Source organism: Desulforamulus putei DSM 12395, assembly GCF_900129195.1.
GTDB lineage: Bacteria > Bacillota > Desulfotomaculia > Desulfotomaculales > Desulfotomaculaceae > Desulfotomaculum > Desulfotomaculum putei.
In genome coordinates, this window is record NZ_FQUY01000021.1 from 1 (window position 1) to 20,964 (window position 20,964).

Annotated in this window: 17 protein-coding genes and 1 pseudogene; all 18 read right to left on the reverse strand. The window is 52.3% G+C overall.

Annotation, left to right across the window (positions count from 1 at the left end):
- Positions 1–296 (reverse strand): annotated as a pseudogene (locus BUB67_RS12255) (2,3-bisphosphoglycerate-independent phosphoglycerate mutase); the annotation flags it as partial.
- Positions 297–401: 105 nt separating this feature from the next.
- A complete protein-coding gene (gene tpiA, locus BUB67_RS12260; protein ID WP_073239717.1) occupies positions 402–1,154 on the reverse strand; it encodes a triose-phosphate isomerase in 753 nt (250 codons plus the stop codon).
- A 63-nt stretch (positions 1,155–1,217) separates the two neighbouring features.
- A complete protein-coding gene (locus BUB67_RS12265; RefSeq protein ID WP_073239718.1) occupies positions 1,218–2,399 on the reverse strand; it encodes a phosphoglycerate kinase in 1,182 nt (393 codons plus the stop codon).
- Between the two features lie 4 nt (positions 2,400–2,403).
- Positions 2,404–3,429 (reverse strand): type I glyceraldehyde-3-phosphate dehydrogenase, encoded by a 1,026-nt coding sequence (gap, locus tag BUB67_RS12270; protein ID WP_073239719.1) that lies wholly within the window; start codon positions 3,427–3,429, stop codon positions 2,404–2,406.
- A gap of 80 nt (positions 3,430–3,509) precedes the next feature.
- Complete coding sequence (locus BUB67_RS12275; RefSeq protein ID WP_073239720.1) at positions 3,510–4,268, reverse strand: DeoR/GlpR family DNA-binding transcription regulator; 759 nt, start codon at positions 4,266–4,268, stop codon at positions 3,510–3,512.
- Positions 4,269–4,300: 32 nt separating this feature from the next.
- Positions 4,301–6,034: a pyruvate kinase gene (gene pyk / locus BUB67_RS12280; protein WP_073239721.1), complete on the reverse strand. Its 1,734-nt coding sequence runs from the start codon at positions 6,032–6,034 to the stop codon at positions 4,301–4,303.
- A 195-nt stretch (positions 6,035–6,229) separates the two neighbouring features.
- Positions 6,230–7,444, reverse strand: coding sequence for an anaerobic glycerol-3-phosphate dehydrogenase subunit C (locus tag BUB67_RS12285; protein ID WP_073239722.1), 1,215 nt, complete (start codon positions 7,442–7,444; stop codon positions 6,230–6,232).
- Positions 7,441–8,706 (reverse strand): anaerobic glycerol-3-phosphate dehydrogenase subunit GlpB, encoded by a 1,266-nt coding sequence (gene glpB / locus BUB67_RS12290; protein WP_073239723.1) that lies wholly within the window; start codon positions 8,704–8,706, stop codon positions 7,441–7,443. Before glpB ends, BUB67_RS12285 begins: the two co-directional genes overlap by 4 nt.
- A complete protein-coding gene (glpA, locus tag BUB67_RS12295) occupies positions 8,706–10,310 on the reverse strand; it encodes an anaerobic glycerol-3-phosphate dehydrogenase subunit GlpA (protein WP_073239724.1) in 1,605 nt (534 codons plus the stop codon). Before glpA ends, glpB begins: the two co-directional genes overlap by 1 nt.
- Before the next feature lie 116 nt (positions 10,311–10,426).
- Positions 10,427–11,929 (reverse strand): glycerol kinase GlpK, encoded by a 1,503-nt coding sequence (gene glpK / locus BUB67_RS12300; RefSeq protein ID WP_073239725.1) that lies wholly within the window; start codon positions 11,927–11,929, stop codon positions 10,427–10,429.
- A 65-nt stretch (positions 11,930–11,994) separates the two neighbouring features.
- A complete protein-coding gene (locus tag BUB67_RS12305) occupies positions 11,995–12,705 on the reverse strand; it encodes an MIP/aquaporin family protein (protein WP_073239726.1) in 711 nt (236 codons plus the stop codon).
- Between the two features lie 540 nt (positions 12,706–13,245).
- Positions 13,246–13,818: a glycerol-3-phosphate responsive antiterminator gene (locus BUB67_RS12310; RefSeq protein WP_073239727.1), complete on the reverse strand. Its 573-nt coding sequence runs from the start codon at positions 13,816–13,818 to the stop codon at positions 13,246–13,248.
- Between the two features lie 309 nt (positions 13,819–14,127).
- Positions 14,128–14,349 carry a hypothetical protein gene (locus tag BUB67_RS12315; protein ID WP_073239728.1) on the reverse strand — a complete coding sequence of 74 codons (222 nt, stop codon included), beginning with the start codon at positions 14,347–14,349 and terminating at the stop codon, positions 14,128–14,130.
- 128 nt (positions 14,350–14,477) lie between these two features.
- Entirely contained in the window at positions 14,478–16,181 is a 1,704-nt protein-coding gene (locus tag BUB67_RS12320; protein ID WP_073239729.1) for a formate--tetrahydrofolate ligase, read from the reverse strand.
- 238 nt (positions 16,182–16,419) lie between these two features.
- A complete protein-coding gene (locus BUB67_RS12325) occupies positions 16,420–16,818 on the reverse strand; it encodes a thioesterase family protein (protein WP_073239730.1) in 399 nt (132 codons plus the stop codon).
- 105 nt (positions 16,819–16,923) lie between these two features.
- Positions 16,924–17,373, reverse strand: a complete 450-nt coding sequence (gene ndk / locus BUB67_RS12330; RefSeq protein WP_073239731.1) for a nucleoside-diphosphate kinase — start codon at positions 17,371–17,373, stop codon at positions 16,924–16,926.
- Positions 17,374–17,485: 112 nt separating this feature from the next.
- Entirely contained in the window at positions 17,486–19,312 is a 1,827-nt protein-coding gene (ftsH, locus tag BUB67_RS12335; protein WP_073239732.1) for an ATP-dependent zinc metalloprotease FtsH, read from the reverse strand.
- Between the two features lie 61 nt (positions 19,313–19,373).
- Positions 19,374–20,810, reverse strand: a complete 1,437-nt coding sequence (tilS, locus tag BUB67_RS12340) for a tRNA lysidine(34) synthetase TilS (RefSeq protein WP_073239733.1) — start codon at positions 20,808–20,810, stop codon at positions 19,374–19,376.
- Between the last annotated feature and the right edge of the window lie 154 nt (positions 20,811–20,964).

Sequence of the window (20,964 nt, forward strand, 5' to 3'; positions counted from 1 at the left end):
AGTTCCGGGTTGCTGAAGAATTCCCCGTCTTGGATGGATTTGGTGATGCGGGTCAGTTCCTGGTAGACCACCCGGCCGGCCCCCATGTTTAGGTGTCCCACCTCGGAGTTTCCCATTTGCCCTGCGGGCAGGCCCACGGCCAGTCCGGAGCATGCCAGCGTGGTATACGGGTAGTTGGTTATATAGTTCTTGATGTTGGGGGTCACTGCCTGGGCGATGGCATTGCCCTTCTCATTTTCACTGACACCCCAGCCATCCAGGATAATTAAGGCCAGGGGATGTTTTTCTTTGTTCAATTTCGGAACCTCCTCAGTTTCGAGGTTCGAGGTCGCAGGTCGAGGTTCCATAATATCCCTGTTTCATCCGGGTCTCGAGCTTAAACCTCGCAGGTCTCATATGTTTTACAGAGAGTTTTCAATGATACCGATAAAGTCGTCCACTTGCAGGCTGGCGCCGCCCACCAGGGCGCCGTCGATATCCGGCTGCGCCATTAACGCCCTGGCATTGCCGGGCTTCACGCTGCCGCCGTATTGTATGCGCACCGCCTCGGCAGCAGCGGCGCCGTATTGGTCGGCAATCACTGTACGGATGCAGCGGTTGACCTGCTGGGCATCTTCCTCTGAGGCTGTTTTGCCGGTGCCGATGGCCCAGACCGGTTCATAGGCAATGACCAGGCCCGCCACCTGCCCGGGGGTCAGACCCTCCAGGGCCCCTGTGGTCTGGGTGGCCACCACTTGTTCGGTGAGGCCGGCTGCCCGCTGGTCCAGGGTCTCTCCCACACAGATGATGGGAATAAGACCGTGTGCCAGGGCTGCTTTCACTTTTTTGTTAACACTGTCGTCGGTTTCTCCAAAGTACTGCCTTCTTTCCGAGTGGCCCAGGATGACATATTTACACCCGATCTCCCTTAGCATAAGGGGTGAAATTTCCCCGGTATAGGCCCCTTGCTTTTCCCAGTGCATGTTTTGGGCACCCAGAGCAATGCTGCTGCCCTTTAAGGCTTCGGCCACCGGCGCCAGGGCGGTAAAGGGCGGGCATACCACCACTTCCACCGGTGTGCTGCCCAATTTCCCTTGCAATTCTTGCAAAAACTCCAGTGCCTCGTGAATATTTTTATGCATCTTCCAGTTTCCGGCGATGATTAACTGCCGCATCGTTGTACCTCCAACACCACGCATTTAGATGGCGGCGGCACATGTACCGCCGCGCTGTTGCTTTTATTTACTCTGAAGCACCGCTACTCCGGGCAACTCTTTCCCTTCCAGGAACTCCAGAGAAGCTCCGCCGCCAGTTGAGATATGGGTGATCCTATCCGCTACGCCAATCTTATTCACCGCAGCCACCGAGTCACCGCCACCTATGATAGTAATGGCAGGAGAATCCGCTAGGGCTTTGGCCACTGCTTCGGTGCCTTTGGCAAAGGCATCCATTTCAAAAACTCCCATGGGCCCGTTCCAAACAACGGTTGCTGCTTTTTGAACCGCTTCAGCATACTTAGCAGCAGTGGCCGGTCCGATGTCCAGCACCATCCAGTCCTCCGGAATCTCTGTCACCGTTACCACCCGGCTCTCGGCAGTTGGTTCAAAGGCCCGCGCCACCACCACATCGGTGGGTAAAAGAAGTTCTACATTACGGGACGCCGCCCGCCGCATTAACTCTTTAGCTAGTTCTACTTTTTCCGGCTCAATCAGAGATGTTCCCGTACCATACCCCTGGGCCTTTAAAAAGGTATTGGCCATCCCGCCGCCGATGATCAATGTATCAACTTTATTTAACAGGTTCTCAATGACGCCGATTTTATCGGACACCTTGGCGCCCCCGATAATGGCCACAAAGGGCCGCCTAGGGGTGGTTACCGCCTGGCCCAACATTGCCAGTTCCTTCTCCATCAGAAAACCGGCCACAGCGGGCAGGTATTTGGCAATTCCGGCTGTTGATGCATGGGCCCGGTGGGCGGCGCCAAAGGCATCGTTGACAAAGATATCGGCCAGTTCCGCCAGCTGTCTGGCGTATTTTTCATCATTTTTGGTTTCCTCGGCATGGAAACGGACATTTTCCAGCAGCAGCACATCACCGTTCTGCATGGCTGCAATGGATTGCTTAACTTCTTCCCCCACCGAATCGTTCACCTTGATAACTTCCTTGCCCAGCAATTCCGAAAGCCTTTTGGCCACCGGGGTCAAACGGTATTTTTCAACCACTTCGCCTTTGGGGCGGCCCAGGTGGGAGGCCAGGATCACCCTGGCCCCCTGATCCATCAGGTATTGGATGGTGGGCAAGGCCTTGCGGATACGGGTATCATCGGTAATGACGTCGCCGTCCAGGGGAACGTTGAAATCCACCCGGACAAAGACCCGCTTGCCTTTTACATCAATGTCCTTAACGGACTTTTTTTGCATAGTTCTACAGCCCCTTTTCAGCTACCAGCAGCGCCAGATCCAGCACGCGGTTGGAATAGCCCCACTCGTTGTCATACCAGGAAACCACCTTGACCATATTGCCTTCAATGACCATGGTGGAAAGGCCGTCAATAATGGAAGAATGGGGGTTACCGTTAAAGTCTTTGGACACCAGCGGCAAGGAACTGAAAGCAAGAATACCTTTCAGGGGGCCCTCGGCAGCTTCTTTGAGGGCGGCGTTAACCTCCTCTGCGTTGGTGGGTTTAGCCAGTTCAGCCACCAGATCCACCACTGACACGTTGGGGGTGGGAACCCTCATGGCAAAACCATTCAGCTTACCCTTTAATTCAGGCAGCACCAGGGCCACTGCTTTGGCCGCGCCGGTGGTGGTGGGAATAATAGATTGTCCTGCCGCCCGGGCACGACGCAAATCCTTGTGAGGCAAATCCAAAATACGCTGGTCGTTTGTATAGGAGTGTACGGTGGTCATTAAGCCCTTCACAATGCCAAATTTTTCATGCAACACTTTGGCAAAGGGGGCCAGGCAGTTGGTGGTGCAAGAAGCGTTAGAGATAACATGATGGTTGGCCGGGTCGTAGGTATGGTCATTAACCCCCATAACAATGGTGGCATCCACTTCTTTGCCAGGTGCAGAGATAATTACCTTTTTAGCGCCGGCCTGGATATGTTTGGCGGCATCCGTGCCCTTTGTAAAGCGACCGGTGGACTCAATGACAATATCAACACCCAGTTCGCTCCAGGGCAGTTTAGCCGGGTCGGTTTCAGCACATACTTTAATTTCAGTACCATTAACCAGAATAGTATTTTCGGTGCAAGCCACTTCAGCATCCAGTTCGCCATGTACAGAATCATACTTCAGCAAATGAGCCAAGGTTTGCGGGTCGGTCAGGTCGTTTACGGCTACGATCTCAACAGGATCTCCCGGACCAAACAAATCCCGTTTCAACATGGCCCTCAAAACATTCCTGCCAATCCGTCCAAAACCGTTAATGGCAATTTTAACTGTCATTTTCATTACCTCCATTTAATTTATTTTTTTAGTTAACTAAAAAGAATTTACCAGCTGTACATTATTTATTACCGTTCGTTTTATATTTGAGCCACCAATACCCTGACCCCTAAATTTTCAAGTTCCCGGCGGGTTTCCTCCGGCAACCCGGCGTCGGTAATCACAGTATGTACCTTATCCCACCGGGCAAAGGTATGATAGTATACATGGTTAAATTTCCCACTATGGGCCACTAGAATGACTTCCCTGGCGGCAGTCAGCATGGCCTGTTTAACCTCTGATTCCAACATATTGTTGGTAGACAACCCGCGTTCAATGCTGACACCGGTAGCAGCAAGAAACAACTTGTCAGCGTTGAAGCCAGCAAAACCGGCCCGGGCCATTGGCCCCACCAGCGCGTGGGTGGTTCCCCGCACTTCTCCCCCGGTAACCAGCACGGTGGTTTCTTCCCCGCGGTTGGCCAGAACCGAGGCGATGGGCAGCGAGTTGGTAATGACAACGCAGGGTTTGTTGATGGATTGCGCAACAGCCAGGGTGGTTGTCCCCGCATCCAGGATAATGGTCTCTCCCTCTGCAACCAGGCCCGCAGCCATACGGCCAATGGCGGTTTTTTCCCGCTCGGCCTCTCCCAACCGGGAGAAAAAACGAGTATCGGTGGCAGTCTGAGGATAGAGCGCCCGCCCGTGTTCACGCTGCACCAGGCCTAAGGCGGCAAGGGCCTTTAAGTCCCGTCGAATAGTCATTTCAGATACTTCAAAACGCTGGGCCAATTCCGAGACGGTCAGATGCCCGTGTTCCTGGAGTAATAAGCGAATCTTCTCTTGGCGCTCGCCACTCATTCCATTGCCTCCCACCTGAACTTGTGTTTACTCTATAGAATGGCTACAGAACCTTCGTAAACCACCCCCGAGAGGGCGTCCACCGTAACGGTCTGCCCCTCGGAAATTTTTATTAAAGCCTCTGCCGCGCCTACCACCGCCGGAATACCATAATGCAGGGCCGCAATGGCGGCGTGGGAAGTTAAACCGCCCTCCTCAACAACCAGCGCCCCGGCCCGGGCCACCAGCGACATAAAACCGGCATCAATGGCAGCTGCCACAAGGACATCCCCGTTGTTGAAGGTGTCCGTTTCAGGAGAGGTGATCTTCCGGGCAGTCCCCGAGTAGGCCTGACGGCCGATACCGGCTCCCCTAGTTAAAATATTACCCACAACCTGGATCTTGATCATGTTGGTGGTTCCTGCTTGACCGGCGGGGACACCGGCGGTAATCACCACCACATCACCGGTTTGCACCAGGTTGTGCTGCAGGGCCGTTGTCACTGCCACCGACATCACCTGGTCCGTACCGGCGCTTTCCGGCACCAGCAGCGGTTGTACACCCCATTGCAGGGCCAACCGCCGGGCCGTCCCTGCAAAGGGTGTGGCTGCCACAATGGGGCACCGGGGGCGATATTTGGAAATCATCCTGGCCGTCAGGCCGGAGTGAGTGGGCGTCAAGATGGCCGCTGCATGGAGATCTTCGGCAATGGTACAGCTGGCGTGACTGATTGCCTCCGTTACATTAACGTGAAGGTTTCGCTCCCTGCTTTGGTTGGATAGTATAGTTTCTGTACGTCTGGCGATTTTATCCATCATTTTTACCGCTTCCACCGGATACTTACCGGCAGCGGTTTCACCGGACAACATGATGGCATCGGCCCCGTCTAAAATGGCATTGGCCACATCGCTGGCTTCGGCCCGGGTAGGGCGGGGCTGACGAATCATAGAGTCCAACATTTGTGTGGCAACGATCACCGGCTTGCCCAGAAGATTGCATTTATTGATCATTTCTTTTTGGGCAATGGGCACTTCCTCAGCCGGAATCTCCACGCCAAGATCCCCACGGGCTACCATCAACCCATCAGCCACTTGTAAAATGGCATCGAGGTTTTCCAGCCCTTCTCTGTTCTCAATTTTGGCAATGATATGCACACTGGCGCCCGCCTCTTCAACGATCCGGCGTACCGCCAGAATATCGGCCGCTTTGCGTACAAAGGACGCGGCAATGAAATCAATGCCCTGGGAAAGCCCGAACCGGATGTCCGCAATGTCTTTTTCGGTAACGGCAGGCAGTTGAATGGAAACTCCGGGGATGTTGACTCCCTTTTGGGACTTCAGGAGCCCGCCATTGCGCACCACGGTGGTGATCCGCTCCTGCTGCACAGCGGTGACCTCCAGTTCAATTTGCCCGTCATCAATTAAAATCCGGGTTCCCGGGGCCACCTCCTGCCACAGGTCTCGGTAAGTAATGCCCACCCTTTCTCGGGAACCGGGTTCGGGATCGGTGTCCAGTATAAAGGTGTCACCGCTACAGAGATACACACCCTGCTCAGGAACCATTCTTGTACGGATTTCAGGCCCTTTGGTATCAAGAATAATGGCCAAATGCTTACCCATTTTGGCAGCCTCTTCCCGGAGGGTGGAGATGCGTCTGCCGTGTTCTTCGTGGGTGCCATGGGAAAAATTCAGCCTCGCCACATCCATTCCGGCGGCCAACAGCCGCTGTACCTGTTCCCTGCTTTCACTGGCCGGCCCGATGGTACAAATAATTTTTGTTTTTCTCATCCGCCGTTCCTCCCCGCGGTAATCATGGTTACTTGCCTACTCATGTTTAAATGATCCTTTCAATTGTTTATATGAACATTGTATTCTGTGCGTATGAGCAAATTCCTGCCAACAAAGTTGTTTATTTGCACATTTTTTAAAAATTAACGCAAGTAAAAAACTTGCATGCTGATGCGTGCAAGTTTTTATATCATTTTACTTGGCAAGCCATTTGCCAGGGCCACAGGCCTGTGCCAGCACCTGGAGGGGATGGTACACAGCAACACCGGTAAGATGGTGAATTTGTAACTGGCACATGCCACATTCGCTGATGACCTGCCGAACCCCCAGTTCTTTTACAGCGTTAAAAACATTGCGGCCGATTGCCTGGCTGATGGCGTATTTTTCTTTTTTAAACCCGTAGGTACCCGCAAGGCCGCAGCAGCCGGCATCCAGGTCTGCCACCCGCAAACCGGGGATCAATTGCAGGATCTCCCGGGAAGGCACACCACACCCGGCCGCTTTAAGGTGACAGGGCTGGTGGTAACCCACTTGTAAGGGCAATTCCTCAAATCGGGTAACCAATTTCCCTTGCTGTAGCAACACGCTTAAATATTCAAAGACATCCAGCATTTTTTCATGTAACGGGTCGGTATTCAATTGAAAGAGTTCCCGGTATTCTTGCCGCAAGGTGAGATGGCAGCTGGGACAGGTGGTGACAATATCATAACCCCTGTTGATATAACCCTGTAACTTGGCCAGGTTTTTCTTGGCTTGATCCCTGGCCGTATCTAACAATCCGTTAGCAATTAACGGCAGGCCGCAGCAGTCAAATTGCTCCACTTCCACCCGGATGTTGTTATGCGCCAAAACTTCTGCCAGGGCCAACCCGACCTCAGGTGCATTGTAGTTTACATAGCATCCCGGGTAGTACAGCACTTTTCTCCCGGTATCGCCAATGTTTTTGGGCTTATATAATTCCAGAAAGGTTTTTTTTGCATAGCGGGGCATGGTCATGGCGGCGCTTATACCCAGCATTTTTTCCGCCAGTAACCGGAGAGGTCGCAAGCCAGCCAACCGGTTCACCAGGGACGGCGCCAGCCGGGCTGCTCTACCCATCCGGTCTACCCTGGCCAGGATCTTATCCCGCAGGGGAGCGCCATGCAGAGACACATATTCTCCCCTGGCCCGGCAGTTCATGGCCGAGACGGCAACGCCCGAGGGACAGACCACATCACATCCTTTACAGTTGGTGCAATAACCGATGGACGGGTGTACCGCCGCCGGTTCCTCCAACCGGAAACGCTCCAGGTCGGGCCCGTTTTGCTTGGGACCGGCAAACTTGTCCGTCACCCTGGCCACCGGGCAATGGGACACGCAAATGGAGCATTTTATGCAGTTATCTAAAGCAAGTCGGTGATCACTGCTCATTCTCCCACCTCCCCTGCCAGTTTTCCTGCCTTATATCCCGAAGCAACCGCCACCCCGTTGCCGCATTTTTCAATGGGGTGGTTGCACCCCGCCAGATTGGCACCGGTGACCATAACATTTTCTATGATGACCTCTCCCGTTTTATCGACCGGCCGCAAGTGTTCATTTACCTTGATGCCCATTTGATTAAACAGGTGCCCTGCCATGGACAGGAAATCCCGGGCAGACCACTTTTCATGGCCGATTTCCACCGGCAAACGGAAAATGCTTTCCCAGGCTTTGCCCGGTTTGGACTCCAGGCCTCCCCCGAGGAATGAACCGGTGGCCAGTATAACGGTTTTGGCGGATATTTTTATTGGTTTGCCGGCGCCGGTGGCCAGCACTTCCGTACAGCGTTTGTCGGCCACCCGGGCGCCGTTGACCGTGCAGCCAATGACCACTTCAACGCCCTGGCCCTTAACGTGATGCAGCAGCATTTGCTGTAACCTTTGCCCGGGTAAAGCCGGGGGTATATTGGCCACTTCGTAAACCGGGTGACCCAGTTTCTCGGCCAGGTTCTTTGCCACTTGGGAATCCCAACGTTCCCCCAGTACCGGCGGCAACAGCAAGACCGCACCGGGCAACAGGTGGGGCTTTATTTGGTCAACGATACGATCCACTACCGCCGGGTTCTCCAGGCGGTGGGCCAGCGTGTTAGGGGTAAGTTCTCCCCCGCCGGCGCATACCATCAGAGTATTTAAGGGGCAATCGGCCTGTAGTACCCCGGACTTCTTCAGGTTGGCTGCCAGCACATCCGGGTAGAAATCCTTTAATTCTCGAAAACCCACCACCAGAACGCCGCGGACTTGCTGCAGGTCACCTACGGCCATGCTGGCGGGGGCCAGGTATGTGGGGCGCAGAGTGCCAAGGGCGGTGGGAAGCAGCCAGTTGCCCCCCCTGTGGTCCAGGTATGGGTTACCGTTTTCCTGGCAAACCCGCCGGAAAAAGAGAAGGCTTTCCTCCAGCACATCCTGTACCCTGGCATAGGGATGCTGCGGGTTGACAGCGCACAGCCGGGCAATTTCAGCCAGAGGGTCCTGACATACCTGGTTCGGATCCTCCAGGTTATAACCCCAGAGGTCAATACAGCCGGAGGAAAGTCCCACCGCCCCCATGCCTTTGGCCACCAGCGTCACTTTTTTACCTAGCTCAGCAGCTTTGGCAGCGGCCATGAGTCCGGAGAGACCGGCTCCGATTATTAATACGTCCGTATATTTATTCATTACCTCATTCTCTCCATAGCAAATAGTGTGCAATAAATTCCGGTTGACAGTTGGGCCTCCCGCAGTTGCTGGCCCCACAACACCGGTCTCATGCCCTTCCAACGCTTTTGCAAAAACTTGGTTAAATACTCCCGGTGGTTCCCGGCGAACTGGGGGTAACCACTTAAAGCCCCCAGTATACGATAGCTGCAAAAGGTGCCCTGGCAGGTGCCCATGCCCATTCTGGTCTTGCGGCGAATGTCTCCCAGGGTAAAGCTGTCCCCACTGTGGGCTGCATGCTCGATTTCAGCCAGGCTGACCACTTCACATTCGCAAAAGATCCTGCCTTTGTCAGGATTTTTTTCTGCCTGCTCCACCACCTGGGCAAAGCTGTCTCCCAATCTCTCAGCGGCCTTTTTGGCACCGGGAACACCAAAGACTTTCTTGCCCCGTTCCAGCAGTTCCTCTGACACCGGAGCCGTCAGCGGTTCCCGGGCAGTCCGGCAAGGGGCATTAACCCCCAGCTGGCTGGCCACCAAATCAACGGTTTTTTCCGCCATCAGGCGGAAGGTGGTGAACTTGCCGCCCACGATGCTCACCATGCCGGCCAAGCCGTCTCTCTGCCGGTGATCCAACAGGGCAAAGTTACGGGTAACAGACCTGCCGCCGGCGGCACTGTTCTCTTGATACAACGGCCTCACTCCGGCAAAGGCCCTGATCAGTCTGTAACTTTCTAATTCCGGCACCATTTCCTGGCCGATTTTAATGAGTTCAAGGACTTCATTGTGGCCTGGTTTTGTACAGCCCGGGTTATCCACGGTAGTAGATGTGGTACCCAGGATGGTAATGGTGCCATGGGGCACAAAAATATCCCCATCTCCCGGCGGTCGTAACCGGTTTACCACCATGCTCATCAACCTGTGATTGTAAGCCACCAAAGTCCCTTTATCCTTAATCACATTAACTTCCAACCCGGCCATGGCCGCTACTTCTCCGCCCCAGGGCCCTGCAGCGTTAATAACCATCTCGCATTCAACAGATCTTTTTTGCCCGTTCAGTTGGTTAATTAATTCTACCCCTGTAACTCTGCCGTTGCTTTGATGAATGGCAGAAACACGGTGATAAGTTAGAACTCTTGCACCGTAGCGTCGGGCAGAATTGACATTGCCCCAGAGAATTCGGAAACCGTCCACCGCACAATCAGGAACCTTGAAGGCCCTGGTAACGTTGGGGGATAAAACGGGATTCTTCTTTATTAATTCCTGCACATCGATCTCTTCACAGTTAATGCCTGCTTCGGCACAGGCGGTAATCCACCGGTCAGCGTATTGGGGGTCATCTTCAGGCAGTTGTACAAAGAGACCCCCGGTAAGTTCCACACAATTGGGAGCGATACGGCGCAGAATCATATTCTCTTCTATACATTCCCTAGCTGCTTCTTTATCCTTTACGGCATACCGGGCACCGCTGTGTAATAGCCCGTGAAACCGGGAGCTGGTGCCATGGGCCAGGTCCCCCTGTTCCACCAGTACGGCGGGAATACCCCTGAGGGCCAAATCCCGAAGTATCCCTGTGCCGGTGGCCCCGCCACCGATTACCACCACCTGAACTTTATCTGTCTCCATACTTCTCATCCCCGATGCAAAATTTGGCGGTAAAAACTTTTATTAAAAAGCCACACAATAGCAGGAAGGATCCCCGATATTGTGTGGCTTTCTCCATCTCTCAAGCCGCTATCAAATTAATATTCGATGGCCCAATCCATGCTGCGACTAACTGCGCGCTTCCACCCGCCATAAAGTTTATTTCTCTTGGCGTCGTCCATTTGGCTTTCAAACCGGCGATCCAGTTGCCAGCGGCTGGCCAGCTCTTCTTTGCTTTGCCAGAAGCCGACAGCAAGACCGGCCAGGTAGGCTGCGCCCAGAGCAGTGGTTTCAATAACTTTGGGTCTTTCTACCGGTACACCCAGAATGTCTGCCTGGAACTGCATGAGCAGGTTGTTGGCCACTGCACCGCCGTCTACTTTCAGTGCCTGCAGTTTAATATTGGAGTCTGCTTCCATGGCTCCCAGCACATCCTTGGTTTGATAAGCCAGAGAATCCAGCGCGGCCCTAATAATATGCTCCTTGGTAGTACCACGGGTCAGGCCCACAATGGCGCCCCTTGCCCGCATATCCCAGTAGGGCGCGCCCAGTCCGGCGAAGGCAGGCACCAGGTACACACCGTCGGTATCCGCAACCTTGCTGGCAAAGTATTCGGAGTCCGGAGCTTCTTCCAATACCTTTAAACCGTCCCTCAACCACTGGATGGCAGCGCCTGCAATAAAGATACTTCCTTCCAGGGCATATTCAACTTTGCCGTCAAGACCCCAGGCAATGGTGGTCAGCAGACCGTTCTTGGAATCATACAGTTTGTCACCGGTGTTCATCAGCATAAAGCAGCCGGTGCCATAGGTATTCTTAGCCATGCCTGGTTGGTAGCAGGCCTGCCCAAACAAAGCTGCCTGCTGATCGCCGGCCACCCCGGCAATGGGGACGGCATGGCCGAGGAAGTTTTTAGGATCGGTTTCGCCGTAAACCTCACTGGAAGGACGAACTTCCGGTAACATGCTGGCCGGTACATCCAGTTCCTTTAGGAGTTCTTCGTCCCAGCGAAGTTCCCGAATGTTATACATCAGGGTACGGGAAGCGTTGGAATAATCGGTAACATGGACTTTACCCCCGGTCAGATTCCAAATTAACCAGGTATCCATGGTTCCAAAGAGCAACTGGCCCTTCTCTGCCTTTTCCCGAGCGCCCTCCACATTGTCTAAAATCCACTTGACCTTGGTGCCGGAGAAATAAGCATCTAGCACCAGGCCTGTTTTGGTTCTGAATACTTGTTCCAAACCCCTGGCCTTCAGTTGATCGCAAATGCCGGCAGTACGGCGGCACTGCCAGACGATGGCATTATAGACCGGCTTGCCGGTTGTCTTATCCCATACCACTGTGGTTTCCCGCTGGTTTGTAATGCCAATGGAAGCGATTTCTTCGGGGTTAATGCCGGTTTTGGCAATGACTTCGGCGATCACGCCGTACTGGGTGCTCCAGATTTCCTCCGCATCATGTTCTACCCAACCTGCCTTGGGATAAATTTGAGTAAATTCCTTCTGGGCCACGCCTTTAATGTTGCTGTCGCGGTCGAACAGGATCGCTCTGCAGCTGGTGGTTCCCTGGTCCAACGCCAAAACATATTTCTTCTCCATAATTAAACCTCCCATACTTAGCTTTATTGGTAAATAAGTTCATTTAAAAAATCAAGAATCAGTGATTAGGCTCCAAAGAAAGTCTTATAGAAAAGTCCGCCCAGGACACCGCCAATAATCGGACCAACCACCGGAATCCAGGCATATCCCCAGTCCGAATCGCCTTTGCCCGCTATGGGAAGTACGAAGTGAGCAATGCGCGGACCCAGGTCACGGGCAGGGTTAATGGCATAACCGGTGGTTCCCCCTAGGGAGAGACCGATGGCCACAATCAGAATACCTACGATAAAGGGGTTCAGACCTTCGGTAAATTTGTTGGCGCCGATGGCCAGAATGCCTAATACCAGCACAAAGGTACCGATGATTTCACTGAGCAGGTTCGCGCCGGTACTGCGGATAGCAGGACCTGTACTGAAAACAGCCAGTTTTGCTCCCTTGTCTTCTGTGGCAGCCCAGTGGGGTAAATAATGTAACCAAACGACTACAGCGCCTAAAAAGGCCCCGATCATCTGACCGGCAATATACGTAGGCACCTGGGCCCAGGGGAAGCTTCCAATTGTTGCTAGCGCAATGGTGACAGCCGGATTCAAATGGGCGCCACTGATAGATCCAACGGCATAAACAGCAACAGCAACCCCAAAACCCCAGCCGCAAGTAATGACAATCCAGCCGCCGTTTTCGGACTTGGATTTTTTAAGTACACAGCCCGCTACAACACCGCCACCGAAAATGATCAGTATCATCGTACCAATTATTTCCGCTAAAAATGGTGACATAAAATATCTCCTCCATTTCCCTTCTTCGCTGGTTAGCGTTTAATGAATCATTCCAGTTATCCAACTACTTGTCCATTTAATCACAGAGCGCCCGGTTGTTCCACAGGATATTTATGGCTCACATTGTGGAAACCCGATAAAAAATATTAACTTTTCCTCTGGTACAGTGTCCCTCCCTTCTTAAAAAAATATAGCCCAGAACAGACATTCTTTGAATGAATGTCCATCCGGGCCGTCTCCTTTTCTCCTGGCCAGAAGAAGTAAAATAAAAACCCTTAAATAGACATATCAAATAAGAAATGCCTACAAAGGGTTATCTCCAAAAACTCCTTACCCAATATCAAATTGTTTTTTGATTATTTTATATATTCTGCAACTAATCTTAAATTCCTGCTTTTTATTAAAAAATTTTTTTATTTTTTCAACTTTATGTATCACTACCTTGGGCGATTTCGCGGACAATGTTGTAGTCTTCGTCACGCACCTTTATAAAACCCAAACCTGAACATATATTTCTCTCCCAATCAATTAAGTAATGCATCACAAAGTAACATTCCAAAGATGCCTGAGACTAGTTGTTATGGCATCTATCCCTTTGCCAAGAGCCTCCTTAACATCCGTTTCCGTCCTTAATAACCCTCCACCTAAAACAGGAATGTTAAGGGCCCTTTTCATATCCTGAATAACATATTGAGGAATTGTGGCCGGTAATACTTCAACTGCATGGGGCTTAATATTTTCTGCCACCCGAACAGCGGTTTTAACGGATTCAGAATCCACGATAAATAAGCGTTGGACAACCCAAAGGTCCTCCTCCATGGCTAATTTGGTCAAGTTTGATTTTGTTGTAACAATGCCCTGTACACCCATTCGTTTTAATAGATGAATACCAGGCCGGTCTTTTCCGATGCCTTCAAGCAGATCTATATGCGTCAGCATAACCTTGCTCGAAGCGCGAACCCTTTTAATCATCCCCGGTAGATAGTTAATATCCCCACCTAAAAGGAAAATGGCGTGAATATTTGGATGCCGAACAGCCTCCTCCAGGTCTTCAACCCTCCGAATAGCCGCTCCGATATGACTTCGGCCCATGACTTTTTCCAAGAAGTCCATATCCTTCCTCCTAACCATTTAATAACAAGCTATCTTTAATTATTTCTTGGAATATACAAAAAAATAAACGACCCAAAGCACATTTTAACATGTACCAATAGGCCGTTTCCCTTTGCTGATGGAGTATGGAACACATCAAACCAGGACAATTCCCAAAGGAAACTGCCTTCTTAGGGGTCGTCTCCGATTACTCCAACCGTATTATCAAATTGTTTTTTATAAATTTCATTCGATACAATCTTTCTTTTTCCTTTTGGAAAATAGAAAATTTTTTAAAAATTGTTTGCGTCTATGTTTCAGTAAAATCAATTATCCCTTTTCCCCCATACCGACGTGCTCGTCGCCTTTATTGGTCAAGTGATTGGGCGGCGTTTTAAAGGGGTTGTTGATCTGCTCCTTCTCCCAGGGTGCCATTTCTTTCTGGCTGGTCTCGTCCTCGGTGGCCCCTTTCACCAATTCCCCTTTACGGGTTACCGTCTGCTCGTGCGACACCCCTGTTTGTAAGGTATGCCTCTTGTCGCGAAGAGTCATGCTGTCACCTCCAAAGTTCATTTGTTTTAGTGTTTCCCATCTATTGCATTTTATAGGATCCACAAGAAAGCAAACCCTGCAATTGCATTCAATTACAGGGTTTTTTCTTGGCAGCGTCTTTATTTTACCTAGAAAAGTCCTATGGTCCGGCCATATTCATCAATATCCACCTGGTGGGCTGCCGGTTTTGAGCCCAGTCCGGGCATGGTTCGCATGGCGCCGGCCAGCGGGTATAGGAACCCGGCGCCCACCGAGGCCCGGATATCCCGGATGGGGAAAAGGTAGTTTTTCGGCAGTCCCTTCATAGCCGGATCGTGGCTGATGGAAAGATGGGTTTTGGCCATGCAGATGGGCAGGTGCCCCAGGCCAAGCTCCTCAAATTGTTTAATTTTTCGTTCTGCCAGGGGTTCGTAAACAACTCCGTCGGCGTTATAAACCTTGGTGGCAAGAATTTCGATCTTCTCTTTTATATTGAGGTTATCCGGGTACAGAAGCCGGAAATCAGAGGGCTTTTCGCAGGCTGCCACAACGGCCTCGGCCAGTTCGACAGCCCCTGCGCCGCCGTCTGCCCATACCGTGATGGGGTAAGCCCCCAGGGCTCCTGCCTCCAGGGCCTTTTGCCGCACTAGGGCCACTTCGGCATCGGTATCCGGGGTGAAGCGGTTGATGGAAACAACCACCGGTACCCCGAAATAACTGGCCACTTTAATGTGGTGTGCCAGGTTGGCGCAGCCCTTTTCCAGGGCAGGCAGGTTTTCCCGGGTTAGTTCTTCCGGCAGGGGTTTGCCGGCCACCACATTGCCCAGACCCCCATGCATCTTTAAGGCCCGGATGGTGCAGGTGATAACCACACAACTGGGACGCAGGCCGGACTGGCGGCACTTAATATTCATAAACTTCTCCATGCCCAAGTCGGAGCCGAAACCGCTTTCGGTTACTACATAATCGGCCAGCCGGAGGGCAATTTTGTCCGCCAGCACGGAGTTATTGCCGTGGGCGATGTTGGCAAAGGGCCCGGCATGCATGATGCAGGCCTGTCCCTCCAGGGTCTGCACCAGGTTTGGCTTGAGGGCTTCCTTCATGATGACGGTCATGGCGCCGGCGGCCTTCAGGTCTTCTGCAGTGACCGGTTTCCCATCGTAGGTGTAAGCAACAATAATGCGGCCCAGACGCCGGCGCAAATCATGCAGGTTCTCTGCCAGCGCCAGAATGGCCATGACCTCCGAGGCCACCGCCATGTCAAAGCCGGTCTGGCGGGGATAGCCGTTTTCTTTGCCGCCCAGGCCGATGACGATATCCCGGAGGGCCCGGTCATTGGTATCCAGGACCCGGTTCCACATGACGGTCATGGGGTCGATGTTCAAGGGATTGCCCAACAGGATGGAGGTGTCAATCATGGCTGCCAGAAGGTTATTGGCTGCTTCCACCGCATGAATGTCCCCGGTGAAATGAATGTTGATGTCTTCCATCGGAACCACCTGGGCGTAACCACCGCCGGCAGCGCCGCCTTTAATGCCAAAAACCGGTCCCATGGAGGGCTGTCTCAGGGTCGTGATCACTTTTTTACCAATTTTACCCAGACCCTGGGTTAATCCAATGGTGGTTACCGTTTTACCTTCCCCCAAGGGGGTCGGCGTAATGGCAGTAACGTCAATCAGCTTGCCAAGGGGTCTGTCATTAAATTTTCTCAGGACATCCAGGTTAATTTTGGCCTTGTATTTACCGTACAGGTCGATGTCATCTTCCCCCAAGCCGATGCGGGCGGCAATCTCGGTAATGGGAATCATTTTATGGGCCTGGGCAATCTCCAGGTCACTGGGAACGACTTTCACTTTATAGCGAACCTCCTTGCTTATACTGTATTTCTTTTGTGTCTGGTCTGGGCTAACAGGTATTCCACTCAGGTCCTGTCTGGGCTAGGAAGCATACCTTTGGGGTCCAGTCTGGGCTAAAGGGTATGCCTCTAAGGTCCTGTATCTTAAAAGCAGGATCTTAAAAGCAGGCCCTTAAAGAAAGACCCGTAAGCCCAGACGGGACTTATAGGAATACCCCAAAGCCCAGACTTGGCACTTAAGCTCTACCCGTAAGCTTGCTCTCCACTTTCTGCAGAAACTTCTCCAGGTTAATAATAAACCGTTCATGGGTGCCGGAACCGATGGGGCCTGCTTCATCCGCTGCATCCACCTTGAAGACCAGGCGTTTGCCGTCAATCTCAATTAATTCCGCCCGGGCCACCACCCTCATGCCAACGGGCGTGGCGGCGGTGTGTTTGACGTTCACCAGGGTCCCGACGGTGGTTTGTCCCTCCGGCAAATATTGATCCGCCAGTTCTAGGGCGGCTTTTTCCATCAACCCAATCATGGCAGGGGTGGCAAACACCCGGACCCCGCCGCTGCCATAGGCGATGGCTGTATTGCTGTCTTCCACCGTAATGCTCGTTTCATGAGTTAACCCTACTTTTAATTCCACCCAACAATCCCCCTATGGTATTTTTTGTATATATATACATCTTTTACTATTCTATCCCAAAACAAAAATCTCCAGCTTTTAAACTGGAGAAAAGAATGTATAAACTTACTCGTAAATCCAGGCGTCAATGGCGCGCCCGTAGTCCACCAATTCTTCCGGACGGAAGAAAAGTGCAATTTCCCTCCGGGCGCTTTCCAATGAATCAGAACCATGGATGACGTTACGTCCCACATCTACCCCAAAGGTGGCACGAATAGTGCCGGGAGCGGCTTTCAGGGGGTTGGTGGCGCCCATCATTTCACGGGTGGTGGCCACAACATCCTTTCCTTCCACCACCATGGCCACCACCGGGCCGGAAGTTATAAAGTCAACCAGTCCCTGGAAAAAGGGTTTCCCTGCATGCTCCCCGTAGTGTTTTTCCGCCACTTCCCGGGAAATTTGCATCATTTTCAAACCAACAATTTTGTAGCCTCTCTGCTCAAAACGGCTGATAATTTGTCCCACCAATCCCCGTTGAACTCCGTCGGGCTTGACCATCAAATAAGTGCGTTCCATCTGTTTTCCTCCTCTTGATACAAAAGAGGTGTGCCCTGAGTGGCACACTCTTCATTTTAAAGATTTTTCTGTCATGTCCCCGGATGTCCCAATGCTTGGTAAGCATTTCCTTTTATGCGATAACCGGTTTTTCCAATCCGGATTCCCGCATCAGTTGAGCAAATTCCTCTGCTTCGATCGTCTCTTTTTCCATCAATACCCCGGCAATCTTATCCAGGGTAGCCCTGTGCTCGGTCAGCAAAGCCTTCGCTTTGCTGTAGGCTTGATCCATCATCTTGCGCACTTCCCGGTCAATGGCGTAGGCCACTTCTTCGGAATAGTTGCGGTCTCTGGCGATGTCCCTGCCCAGGAAAGGGGTATCCTGTTTATGGCCCAGGGTGAGGGGACCCAGTTCCTCACTCATACCGTATTCCATAATCATGCGACGAATGATGCCGGTGGCCCGCTCCAGGTCGTTTTGGGCCCCGGTGCTGATCTCTTTCAGCACTACATCTTCGGCCACCCGGCCGCCCAGCAGCATCACCACCTGGTCCAGCAGCATGGACTTGGTCATGTAGTAGCGGTCTTCCTTTGGCAGCAACAGGGTGTAACCGCCCGCCCGGCCCCGGGGAATAATGGAAACCTTATGCACCGGGTCGGTATTGGGCAACAGGTACCCCAGCAGAGCATGGCCGGCTTCGTGATAAGATACCAACCGTTTTTCCTTTTCGGAAATCACTTTGGATTTCTTCTCCGGACCGGCAATGACCCTTTCAATGGAGTCTTCCAGTTCGCGCATGCCGATCTTCTTCTTGCCGAAACGGGCTGCCAGCAGGGCCGCCTCGTTCATCAAGTTCGCCAGGTCCGCTCCGGTAAAGCCCGGCGTCCGGCGAGCCAGCACTTCTAAATCGACATCCTCTTCCAAAGGCTTTCCTCTGGCATGGACCTTGAGGATTTCTTCTCTGCCCTTGACGTCCGGTTGATCCACCACAATTTGCCGGTCAAAACGACCGGGTCGCAGCAACGCGGGATCCAGGATATCCGGACGGTTGGTGGCCGCCACGATGATAATGCCTTCGTTGGGATTGAAACCGTCCATTTCCACCAGCAATTGGTTCAGGGTCTGTTCACGCTCGTCATGGCCGCCGCCCAGGCCGGCGCCCCGCTGGCGTCCCACGGCATCAATCTCGTCAATAAACACGATGCAGGGGGCGTTCTTTTTGGCCTGTTCAAACAAATCGCGGACCCTGGAGGCGCCGACGCCCACAAACATTTCCACAAAATCCGAACCGGAAATGGAAAAGAAGGGAACGCCAGCTTCACCGGCCACGGCCCGGGCCAGCAGGGTTTTACCGGTACCGGGAGGTCCGAAGAGCAGCACCCCTTTGGGGATTTTGGCGCCGATCTCGTTAAACTTTTTGGGATTTTTCAAATAATCCACAATTTCTGCCAGTTCTTCTTTGACTTCGTCCGCTCCTGCCACATCTTCAAAGGTTACTTTTCTTTTTTCGTCCGTATGTAACCTGGCCTTGCTTTTGCCAAAGGACATGACCCGGTTGCCGCCACCCTGGCTCTGCTGCATCATAAAGAAGAAAAGCACCACAAAAATAAGGATAGGCAGCATGGTGGTTAAGAGACCGCTCCACCACGACGGTTCCGGAGGAGGAACCTGCTCATACTGGACGTTTTTCTCCATCAGCAAAGGAATTAACGATTGGTCCAAAATGGGACCGTTCGTTTGAAAATCCCGGCCGTCTTTAAACTTGCCGGTAATCATGTTGGTGGATTTGTCAGTGGTCATTTCCACAGACTGAATTTTATTTTGTTCCAAGGCGGTGATAAACTCATCATAACGCAGCGGAACAACGGTGGTCTTTTTTTCGCCTGTGAACTGAATTAAAAATATGATAACCAGTACAATCAACAGATAAATACTAAGGTTTTTAAGAACCTTATTCAAAAAATGTCACTCCTCCCTGCAAAGCCCAAGTCCCAACATAATCAATATTTTACCACAAGAGTTAGTTGTTATCAATTTGCGTATTACTATCATGCCCATTTTCCAGACTCAGTAGAATCACTTTTTCCGTGGCGTCACCGATTCCCACACCGTCGGCCATTCGGATGCCGGCAACCCATAAAATTCTTCCTGTTTTTTGTTCCACCACCAGAGGAATGTTATCACGCAGGTGCCTGGGTACCTTGCGGTCAATCAGCATCTTTTTTAACTTTACCCTTTTACCCAACCCGAAAGGAATCAGCACATCTCCCTCCCGTCTAAATCTTACCATGAGAGGGAGGGTTACCCTGGCATAGTCCAGAACTGCCCGGTTGGGAGACAACTCCCCGGGACTGCAGGTCAAATCCTCTCTCCTGATCACCTGGCTGGTAATTTTTATCCCCGTTTCCGTGACTACACTGCCGGGGACGGGGAGCTCATAGGTCTGTAAAGCAGCGGGCTGCTCCGGCCCCCTTGCCAAAAATGCCACCCTGTCATAGGACAGCCGGACGCGAATGCCGGCAGGCAGCTCCCAAACCCGTTCCGGTCCGCCCCCCCTTAACTGTTCCACCAGGTTCTCTACGTGATCAAAGGTCAGGTCCTGTTTGGACCCCCGGATATTTTCCCAGGTAATTCGTATAATTCGCCGGGCCAGGGCAACGGGCTGCCGGGCCAGCCCGGTTCGATCAAGCTCCAGGCCGGCGGTTCCTTGGAAAAGCAGGACCTGTCTGTAAGCATGGCGCGCCAGGTCCTCCATAAATTCATCTTCACTGCGGACCTGTTCCGCCATTCGCACCAAAATATTCACCAAACCCGGTGAATATTCTTGCTCCAGCAAGGGAATCAACCGGTGCCTTATTTTATTCCTCCGGTAAAGGGTCTTTAAATTGGAGCTGTCTGTCCGGAAAGGAATGGCCTGGTCCCGGCAGTACTGCTCGATCTCCTGCCGCCGGATGCTCAGCAGGGGTCGTATAATAAGATTATCCCTGACCGGCGGGATACCGGATAACCCCCCAGGTCCCGCACCGCGCAAAAAATTCATTAAAACCGACTCCGCCTGGTCGTTGGCATGGTGGGCCAGGGCAATTTTTTGGCCTCCGGTTGCCTGCAGAACATCATAAAAAAATTGGTAGCGTACTTCTCTGGCTGCTACCTGAGCTGATAAACGTTTTTCCCGGGCATAGGCAGGGACATTTCGTTCCTCAACAGTACAGGGGATGCCCCACCGTGAACACAACTCCCTGACAAAGGAGGCATCTTCCCTGGCTTCCTCTCCCCTGAACAGGTGATTCAAATGAGCAGCGTGCAGGGATATTCCCAGTTCCCCTGCCAGAACATGGAACATATGTAACAGCGCCACGGAGTCCGGTCCGCCGGAAACCCCTATGATAACCAATTGACCCGGCTCAACCATTTTATGCCGGGCAATTTCTTTGCGAACCCTTTCCAACACCTCCATAGACTATCTCCTCAACCTCACTTTTCTATATTAATATGTTCAACACTTGCCAATAATCTCCTTCCAAAGGGGGCTGAATATTCCTTTAAACGGAAAAACCCCGCCCCCCCATGGCCGGTTTTGCCCCCGCACAGGGCAGCAATTGCGGCAGTCC

Excerpts from the sequence above, each read along its gene's own strand:
- tpiA (WP_073239717.1), bottom strand. The coding sequence starts at position 1,154 with ATGCGGCAGTTAATCATCGCCGGAAACTGGAAGATGCATAAAAATATT.
- BUB67_RS12265 (WP_073239718.1), bottom strand. The coding sequence starts at position 2,399 with ATGCAAAAAAAGTCCGTTAAGGACATTGATGTAAAAGGCAAGCGGGTC.
- gap (WP_073239719.1), bottom strand. The coding sequence starts at position 3,429 with ATGACAGTTAAAATTGCCATTAACGGTTTTGGACGGATTGGCAGGAAT.
- BUB67_RS12275 (WP_073239720.1), bottom strand. The coding sequence starts at position 4,268 with ATGAGTGGCGAGCGCCAAGAGAAGATTCGCTTATTACTCCAGGAACAC.
- pyk (WP_073239721.1), bottom strand. The coding sequence starts at position 6,034 with ATGAGAAAAACAAAAATTATTTGTACCATCGGGCCGGCCAGTGAAAGC.
- BUB67_RS12285 (WP_073239722.1), bottom strand. The coding sequence starts at position 7,444 with ATGAGCAGTGATCACCGACTTGCTTTAGATAACTGCATAAAATGCTCC.
- glpB (WP_073239723.1), bottom strand. The coding sequence starts at position 8,706 with ATGAATAAATATACGGACGTATTAATAATCGGAGCCGGTCTCTCCGGA.
- glpA (WP_073239724.1), bottom strand. The coding sequence starts at position 10,310 with ATGGAGACAGATAAAGTTCAGGTGGTGGTAATCGGTGGCGGGGCCACC.
- glpK (WP_073239725.1), bottom strand. The coding sequence starts at position 11,929 with ATGGAGAAGAAATATGTTTTGGCGTTGGACCAGGGAACCACCAGCTGC.
- BUB67_RS12305 (WP_073239726.1), bottom strand. The coding sequence starts at position 12,705 with ATGTCACCATTTTTAGCGGAAATAATTGGTACGATGATACTGATCATT.
- BUB67_RS12310 (WP_073239727.1), bottom strand. The coding sequence starts at position 13,818 with ATGGACTTCTTGGAAAAAGTCATGGGCCGAAGTCATATCGGAGCGGCT.
- BUB67_RS12315 (WP_073239728.1), bottom strand. The coding sequence starts at position 14,349 with ATGACTCTTCGCGACAAGAGGCATACCTTACAAACAGGGGTGTCGCAC.
- ndk (WP_073239731.1), bottom strand. The coding sequence starts at position 17,373 with ATGGAACGCACTTATTTGATGGTCAAGCCCGACGGAGTTCAACGGGGA.
- tilS (WP_073239733.1), bottom strand. The coding sequence starts at position 20,810 with ATGGAGGTGTTGGAAAGGGTTCGCAAAGAAATTGCCCGGCATAAAATG.